This is a genomic window from Deferribacterota bacterium, from assembly GCA_034189185.1.
Taxonomy (GTDB): domain Bacteria; phylum Chrysiogenota; class Deferribacteres; order Deferribacterales; family UBA228; genus UBA228.
Genome location: JAXHVM010000082.1, coordinates 1 through 8,010 on the forward strand (window position 1 = coordinate 1; position 8,010 = coordinate 8,010).

An 8,010-nucleotide genomic window follows, 5' to 3' on the forward strand; every position below is an offset into this window, starting at 1 on the left:
CTTTGGAATATTTTACCTTTATTTAAGGAATTAAATATTAGAGTACTGAGTAAAATAACAGGTGATTCCACTTATAATGAAATAACCTATGCGCATCACGCAAAATGTAGTGTTGTTATCTGTAGCCAAGCATTGTTGTCATTAGCACGTAAATTAAAAACAGTCTATAATATACCATTTATACAGGGCTCTTTTTATAGTATGAGGGAGACTAAAGAAACGCTTCTTAGTATTGCAGATTTATTAGATGATAAGCAATTAAAAAAAGATGTCCTTAGATTAACCTGTGAAAAAGAAAAAGAAACATTAAAGAGACTGATGCCCTATAAAAATTATTTTAAAGGGAAAAAGGCTTTCATATACAGTGGCGGTGTTAAAAGTTGGTCCTTTGTATACCTTTTAGAAGAACTAGGTTTTGAGGTAGTTGGAACAAGTATTAGAAAATCTACTGATAACGATATTGAGAGATTAGAAAATTATTTTTTAGGTAAAAACAAAATATTAATAGGGCAAGAAAGTGGCTCAAAGATATTAGATTTAATGGAAAAATATAATATAGATATTTTATTAGCTGGTGGTAGGAATAAATATAATTCTGTCAAAGGTAAAATTCCTTTTATAGATATAAACCAAGAAAGAGAACACGCCTACAGTGGTTATGAAGGCATAATAAGATTGGCAAAGGATATCTATAATGAAATCTGTTGCCCTGTATTTAAGATTGCAAGAGGAGAGAAAAAATGGGTGAGTTAAAGGTAATAAAAAAAGATGGGCTAACAAATCCATTGAAAAAAAGTCCCCTGTTAGGTGCGACACTTGCAATGTTGGGAATAGATAAAACACTTATATTACACCATGGTTGTCAAGGTTGCACAGCTTTTACAAAAAATATATTAACCGATCACTTTAATGAGGTAATACCACTCCAAACTACTGCAACTGTTGATATTGCAACTATAATGGGTAAAAGCAACATACCTGAGGCATTAAATAATTCCCTAAAAAATAAATCTCCTGAAATAATATCAATATTAGGAACAACCCTAGTTGAGACAAGGGGTGATGACGTAAAAGGTGAATTAAATACATTAAATGATATAAATACTACTTCAAATTTAATCTATATTAACTGTAGCGATACACTTGGTGATGCAGAGCTCGGTTTTTCAAAGGCAACAAAAGAATTAATAATTAATTTTGCAGAAAAAAGGGACAATAAGAATAACAAAAAAATTAATATCTTGACTAATTTCTCTATGACCTGTGGAGATATTATTGAACTTAAAGAGATTATAAAGGATTTTAATTTAGAATTTACAATATTACCTGATATATCCTTTCTTTCTGGATCAAATGGTAGTTGCCCAACCCTTACTAAAAGTTCAACTACCCTAGATGACATAAAGCAGATGGGTGATGCAACATCAACTATTTGTATTGGTCAGAGTATGTTAAATATAGCAAAATATTTAGAAGAACAATTTAACATACCCTATTATTTCTTACCATCATTAACAGGTATTAAATATACTGATTTGTTTTTAAATATACTTGAAGAGATAAGTGGCAATAAGAGAGATGTTAAATATGTTGAACAACGAAATATGTTTGTTGATGCAATGTTAGATTGTCACTTCTATACAACAAATAAATATGTCTCGGTAGCTACAGAACCCGACCTACTCTTTAGCCTTAGCTATTTTTTAGTTGAAGAAATGGGGTTAAATCTAGAGGCCGCAATAACAACAAATGACAGTGATATAATTGAGATGGTACCCACACATGAAATTTATATTGGTGATATTGAAGATGCAGAAAGAGAAATAGTTAAATCTGAGATCCTTATATCAAATACAAATGCATTATTAGCAAGCACAAAGAAAAATATAAGTCTTTATTTGGCTGGTTTTCCAGTAAAAAATAGATTGGGTTACCACTTAAAAGAGTTTATAGGTTATAAAGGCTCAATGAACTTTCTCTTTGAAATAACAAACATTTTATATGAAAAAGAAGAAGAAGAATCTATGAAAAAAATCATATAAAGGAGGTTTATAATGAAGGTTGCTTTTTGTTCAAACAATGGGGTTAGTGTTAATGAGCATTTTGGAAGGAGTAGATATATATACATATATGACGTTGATGAAGATGGATATACATTATCAGAAAAAAGGGAGCTTATTGTAGTTGATGGATCAAAAGAACATAAGGATACCACAGAATCTAAAGTTCGTTCAATAAAGGACTGCGCGCTTTTATATGTATGTGCAATTGGTGGCCCAGCAGCAGCTGTTTCAGTGAGAAATAAAATACATCCCATAAAAGTTGATGAAAATACCGATATTGTTAACCTTCTAGAAAGGCTAAAAAATCTTTTAAGAGCCAACCCTCCAATCTGGCTAAAAAAAGTTATACAAACTAAAGGAGAATAAAATGAAATCACTCAATGAGAGACATCCTTGCTTCTGTGTAAATGCGCATTATAAATACGGACGAATACATCTACCAGTTGCACCAAAATGTAATATACAGTGCAACTATTGTAATAGAAAATTTGACTGCTCTAATGAATCTATGCCGGGGTATACTAGCAAACTACTAACACCTGAAGAAGCTGTCAAATTTGTAGAGTTTTATCTTACAAAGGATAAAAATGTTTCTGTTATTGGTATAGCAGGCCCAGGTGATCCTTTGGCAAACCCCGATAGAACTTTTACAACATTTAATTTATTGAGAGAGATAAAACCAGAACTACTCTTTTGCTTAAGCACAAACGGACTGAATATTCCATTATATATAGAAGATATAATAAAGGCCAAGATATCACATTGCACTGTTACATTAAATACAGTAAATCCTTATATATCTGAAAAAATATATAGATATGTAAAATTAAAGGACCAAAAATATAATGGCTTAGATGCTGCAAATATCTTATTAGAAAACCAACTCAAAGGAATTGAGTTACTAGTTAAAAATAACATATTAGTTAAAATTAACACTATTTTAATACCTTCTATTAATGATATTGACATAATAAACATATCTAGGGCAATAAAGAGGTTAGGCGTTAAGATACATAATATTACACCGTTGATTGTAAAAAAAGAACATAATACTGTCTTTTCACGACTAAATTTAAGAGGACCAACAGAGGAAGAAATAGATATAGCAAGGGGTGTAAGTGCTAAAATCTTTGGTTCCTATTCGTCAATAATGAAGCATTGTAAACAGTGCAGGGCAGATGCTACTGGCTATTTACATAATCAATCGCATTAGGGTTATTGTCTATTTCTTCATTATTTGTCATTATGAGAACAAACTCTCTAAATGTTTCTATAAGCGTACTAGTAGGCATGCATATTTCACCCTCATTAATAGTAACATCTCCTAACATAGAGAGAAATAGATTAATTACTTGTATAGCTTGTTCCCTTGGAATATTCTCGTTAATAAATCTAATAAGGTTAAGAATCTCATCTAAGCCTGTTATAGTTAATCTAAAGATTTCTCCAATTTCTTCTAATTGTTCATTCTCTTTTGGTATATTTTTACCAATACCACAACTTTGGCCATAGACATCTGCGCTTAATGAGAAAACTATAAAATAAAGCAGAAAACATAATATTATCTTTTTCATAGAGTACACAAATTAAATCTATTTATAAGCATCTTTAAAAAGTTTATAGTCAATTGAATCGATAAGTGCTTGATAGCTTGCATCAATTATATTTCTTGACACCCCAACAGTTCCCCACATATCCTTACCATCGCTACTTTCAACTAAAACCCTCGTTAAAGCCCCAGTACCATCTCTACTTGTTAGTATTCTAACTTTATAGTCTACTAAAGTTACTGTCTTTATCTGTGGATAGAATTTCTCCAATGCTTTACGTAGTGCATTATCTAGCGCATTAACGGGTCCATTACCAACACCAGCAGTGTGCTCTATCTCTCCTGCTACCATTAACATAACAGTTGCCTCAGTGAAAGGAGGTTCAATAGCACTTCTTTTTTCATCTAAAACACGGAAGGAAAGTAGATCAAAAAATCTCCTAAAATCACCTAAGGTCTTTCGTATTAACAGTTCAAATGAGGCTTCTGCGCCTTCATATTGAAATCCCTTATTTTCTAAATCTTTAAGTTTATCTACCAGATTTGTAATCTTAGGATCTTTACTATCAACATCAATACCAAAATCCCTAGCTTTATAAATAAGATTACTTTTGCCAGACAAGTCAGACAATAAAACCCTTTGTGAATTACCAACTAGCTTAGGATCTATATGCTCATAAGTTGTGGGATCCTTCAAAATAGCACTAACATGTATACCACCCTTATGTGCAAAAGCAGAATTCCCCACATAGGGTTGGTGCGTATTATGTCTTATATTACCTAACTCGTTGACATAACGAGATATACCCTTTAATTTCTTTAGATTGTCCCTACCAACACATTCATAGCCATATTTCAATTCAAGATTTGGTATAACTGAACAAAGATTGGCATTACCACATCTTTCTCCATATCCATTTATTGTTCCTTGAACATGGCTTATACCATGTTTAACAGCTAAACATGTACTTGCAACTGCAGTTTCACTGTCATTATGACAATGGATACCTAGTGGATATTCCTTTGTAAAAGCTTTCACTTTTTCTATTATATCTATAATCTCATCAGGCATAACACCGCCATTTGTATCGCATAAAATTAAGCAATCAGCACCTGCCTGCATTGCAACATCTATTGTTTTCATTGCATAATCACTGTTTTTTTTATATCCATCAAAAAAATGCTCTGCATCATAGAAAACAGTTTTACCCTTACTTTTTAAATATTTAATTGTATCAAATATTAATTCTAGATTCTCTTCTAAGGAAATCCTTAGTGCTTTTTCAACATGTAAATCCCATGATTTACCAAATATTGTCAAATTAGGAACATTTGCCTTTAAAAGCGCCTGCAATATATTATCCTCTCTACATTTCTTGCCAGGTCTTTTAGTACTACTAAATGCAGCAATTCTCTCTAATAAGGAAGGATAATTTTGTATATTTTTGAAAAATTCCTCATCCCTTGGATTAGAGCCTGGCCAACCACCCTCAATATAATCAATACCAAAATCAAACAACTTATGAGCAATCCTTAACTTATCTTGTACTGTGAAATTGACATCTTCCCCTTGTGTGCCATCCCGCAAGGTAGTATCATAGATTATAACCTTTTTTGAACTACTCAACATCAAACCCTTCTTTTATTAAAGTATCCCTCAATTTATTAATTATATCTGCATCACTAATGGTTTCAACATAAAATGATAATTTGGTCTCATTGATAAATATATCTTTTATATATATTTTATTTAATAACAAAAAATTCATTATAATAGGCATCACTTTTAAATTGCTTCTTATACCCACTCCATCTATTATTAAAGCGTTAAGGTTATTATCTCTAAAATCATTATCTTTATTAATTAAATATATTTTATATTCATTCTCACCAGCTCTACTAGTAGTAATCAATGAAAAATCCCTGTATCTATCTAAATCGTTTGTCTCAAGTTCTTTAGTTCTTATAAAGTCTATATTCTTTTCTAATTTAATATCTCTTATTAATACATTTTCCATATTAGCACCTCACATTATTTATTAAATAATCTGCTATGTTATAGCCATCATAAAAAACCCTAAAAGGCTTTATATTTTCACTATAATACTCATTATCATCTACTTCAACACCCGAACCATACAAAATAGCTGGCACAGGCTCAGCAACATGCGATCTCACACTAATTGGAGTTGGATGGTCAGGTGTAATTAAAAGTCTATATTCATCTCCAATCTCTTTTAAACCATTTATTATAATTGGCAACATTAAATTGTTTATATTTTCAACAGCTTTAACTTTTTCTTCAATGCTACCCATATGCCCAGCTTCATCTGGAGCTTCAACATGTAAATATACATAGTCAACTGACCTAAGAGAATTAATGGCATATTCAGCTTTTCCCCTATAGTTAGTATCAATAAATCCCGTTGCACCAGGCACATCTATTATATTAAGTCCGACAGAAATACCTATACCTCTAACTAAATGCACTGCAGATATAACTGAGCCAATAACACCAAACCTTTCCTTAAAAGGTTTCAATTTTGGTCTCTTCCCCTCCCCCCAAATCCATATACCATTAGCCTTTCCATATTTTGCCATTTTAAATATATTCTTAGCTCTCTCCATTATATCAATTATAAATGAAGCATCTCTTCCTTTTGGTAGATAATCATTAATAGCAGAACCCATTATATCATGTGGTGGGGTAGTATTTATATCGAAATCTCTACCCCTTACGACCATTAAATTTCTATAGCCTAAACCATAATAAAATTCTACAGGCTCATCTTTAAAAAACTTGTTTAATTCGCTAATAACATCTTTGGCTATCTCATTATCAATGTGGAATGCCGAGAAATCATCCATCTTTTTATAGTCTAATGAATAGGCTACTATATTAACCCTAAAAGCAGTATCATTTTCATTAAGCTTGATACCCATACTGAGAGCTTCTAAGGGACTTCTTCCTGTATAATATTCTAAAGGGTTATAGCCAAATATGCTTAAATTACATATATCACTACCTGGTGGCATGCCTTTAGGTGTTGTATATATTTTAACGCCCTGACCATTTTTTATTAACATATCAAAATTGCTTGTACTAGCATACTCAATTATAGTTTTATTGCCTAAAGACTCTATTTTATAATCACTCATGCCATCGCACAACAAAACTAAATACTTCATCAATCTTCAACCCTAATTACTAATACTTCCTCTTTAACACTATCTAAACTATTAATTTTATTTACAGCATTTTTTACATTATAGCCAGATGTTCTGTGCGTTAGAAATACAAGGGGTGTTATTCTTCTAGTTTCTTCTATCTCTGGTTGTATTGCCGCACTAATACCTATATTATTATCACCCAAAACACCTGCAATGCTAGCAAGAACACCAGGTGCATCATCAACAATTAATCTAATATAGAATTTAGATTCAATTGCTAAAGGATCTAAAATGTTAATGCTATCTAAGGAATCCCCATAGTATCCCAAGGGATTTATCCTAACACTCTTGGAATGTTCTATCTCTCTTATAATTGATACAATATCAGAAGCTAATGCACTACCAATAGCATTGCTACCGGCTCCCCTACCATAATGAATGGTATTTCCAAGATTATCTGATTTAATATATACTGCATTAAATTCATTTCTTACCTTTGCTAACATATATTGTTTTGGAATCATTGTTGGATGAACCCTTATGTCATAACCACCTTGAAATTTTCTTGCAACTGCCAACAATTTAATTTTACATCCCAATTGCTCAGCAAATTCTATATCAATCTTTCCTATCTTTTCAATGCCCTCTCTATATATATCATTGAAATTTATTAAACCCTTAAAAGCTATCATTGAAAGGATTGTTATCTTATATGCCGAATCTATACCACTAATATCTAGTGAAGGATCATATTCAGTAAAACCTAGTTTTTCAGTCTCTTCTAATAAATATGAAAATTTATGATTACCATTCTCCATATTTGTTAAAATATAGTTAGCAGTTCCACTTAATATCGCATGTATCTCAAAGATATCATCGGCAACATAATCTTCCTTTATAACATCCACCAAGGGTATACCTCCCCCAACGCATGATTCAAAACAAAGGGATAGATCACTTGAGGCGGCCTTAATTATCAATTCTCTACCATATTTTACCAACAATTCTTTATTAGAAATAATTACATTTTTACTGGCATCTAGGGCTTCTAAGACTAATTGTCTTGCTTTTTCAGCATCATCTAAGGTTTCAATAACAATATTAACATCTTTATCATTTAATAAATTTTTGTAATCATCACAGACTTTTACACCCTTTAATAATTCTTTATTTTTATCAGAATAATTAAAGGGTGTAAAAGTCTGTGATGATTACAAAAATTTATTA

At 31.4% G+C, this 8,010-nt stretch carries 8 protein-coding genes and 1 pseudogene; 4 read left to right on the forward strand and 5 right to left on the reverse strand.

Annotated elements, in window-relative coordinates; translation table 11 throughout:
* The 4 genes from SVN78_06655 to nifB form a co-directional block, all read left to right on the forward strand.
* A partial coding sequence (locus tag SVN78_06655) for a nitrogenase component 1 (protein MDY6821285.1) occupies positions 1-753 on the forward strand: 753 nt, incomplete at its 5' end.
* Positions 741-2,042 carry a nitrogenase iron-molybdenum cofactor biosynthesis protein NifN gene (gene nifN, locus SVN78_06660; GenBank protein ID MDY6821286.1) on the forward strand — a complete coding sequence of 434 codons (1,302 nt, stop codon included), beginning with the start codon at positions 741-743 and terminating at the stop codon, positions 2,040-2,042. The genes SVN78_06655 and nifN, both read left to right, overlap by 13 nt.
* 12 nt (positions 2,043-2,054) lie before the next feature.
* Positions 2,055-2,429, forward strand: a complete 375-nt coding sequence (gene nifX / locus SVN78_06665) for a nitrogen fixation protein NifX (GenBank protein ID MDY6821287.1) — start codon at positions 2,055-2,057, stop codon at positions 2,427-2,429.
* Position 2,430: 1 nt separating this feature from the next.
* Positions 2,431-3,276 carry a nitrogenase cofactor biosynthesis protein NifB gene (gene nifB, locus SVN78_06670; GenBank protein MDY6821288.1) on the forward strand — a complete coding sequence of 282 codons (846 nt, stop codon included), beginning with the start codon at positions 2,431-2,433 and terminating at the stop codon, positions 3,274-3,276.
* Here the strand turns inward: nifB and SVN78_06675 are convergent.
* The 5 genes and pseudogenes from SVN78_06675 to SVN78_06695 form a co-directional block, all read right to left on the reverse strand.
* Entirely contained in the window at positions 3,245-3,637 is a 393-nt protein-coding gene (locus SVN78_06675) for a hypothetical protein (protein MDY6821289.1), read from the reverse strand. The genes nifB and SVN78_06675 overlap by 32 nt on opposite strands.
* 18 nt (positions 3,638-3,655) lie before the next feature.
* On the reverse strand, positions 3,656-5,242 hold the full coding sequence (gene cimA, locus SVN78_06680; protein ID MDY6821290.1) for a citramalate synthase: 1,587 nt from the start codon (positions 5,240-5,242) through the stop codon (positions 3,656-3,658).
* Positions 5,232-5,630, reverse strand: a complete 399-nt coding sequence (locus SVN78_06685) for a hypothetical protein (protein ID MDY6821291.1) — start codon at positions 5,628-5,630, stop codon at positions 5,232-5,234. Before SVN78_06685 ends, cimA begins: the two co-directional genes overlap by 11 nt.
* Before the next feature lies 1 nt (position 5,631).
* The gene (locus SVN78_06690) at positions 5,632-6,801 is read right to left on the reverse strand and encodes a cofactor-independent phosphoglycerate mutase (protein ID MDY6821292.1); all 1,170 of its coding nucleotides are present in this window, start codon (positions 6,799-6,801) and stop codon (positions 5,632-5,634) included.
* Positions 6,801-7,952, reverse strand: a pseudogene (locus SVN78_06695) (homoserine dehydrogenase). The gene SVN78_06690 and the pseudogene SVN78_06695 overlap by 1 nt, the downstream one beginning before the upstream one ends.
* Positions 7,953-8,010: the final 58 nt, after the last annotated feature.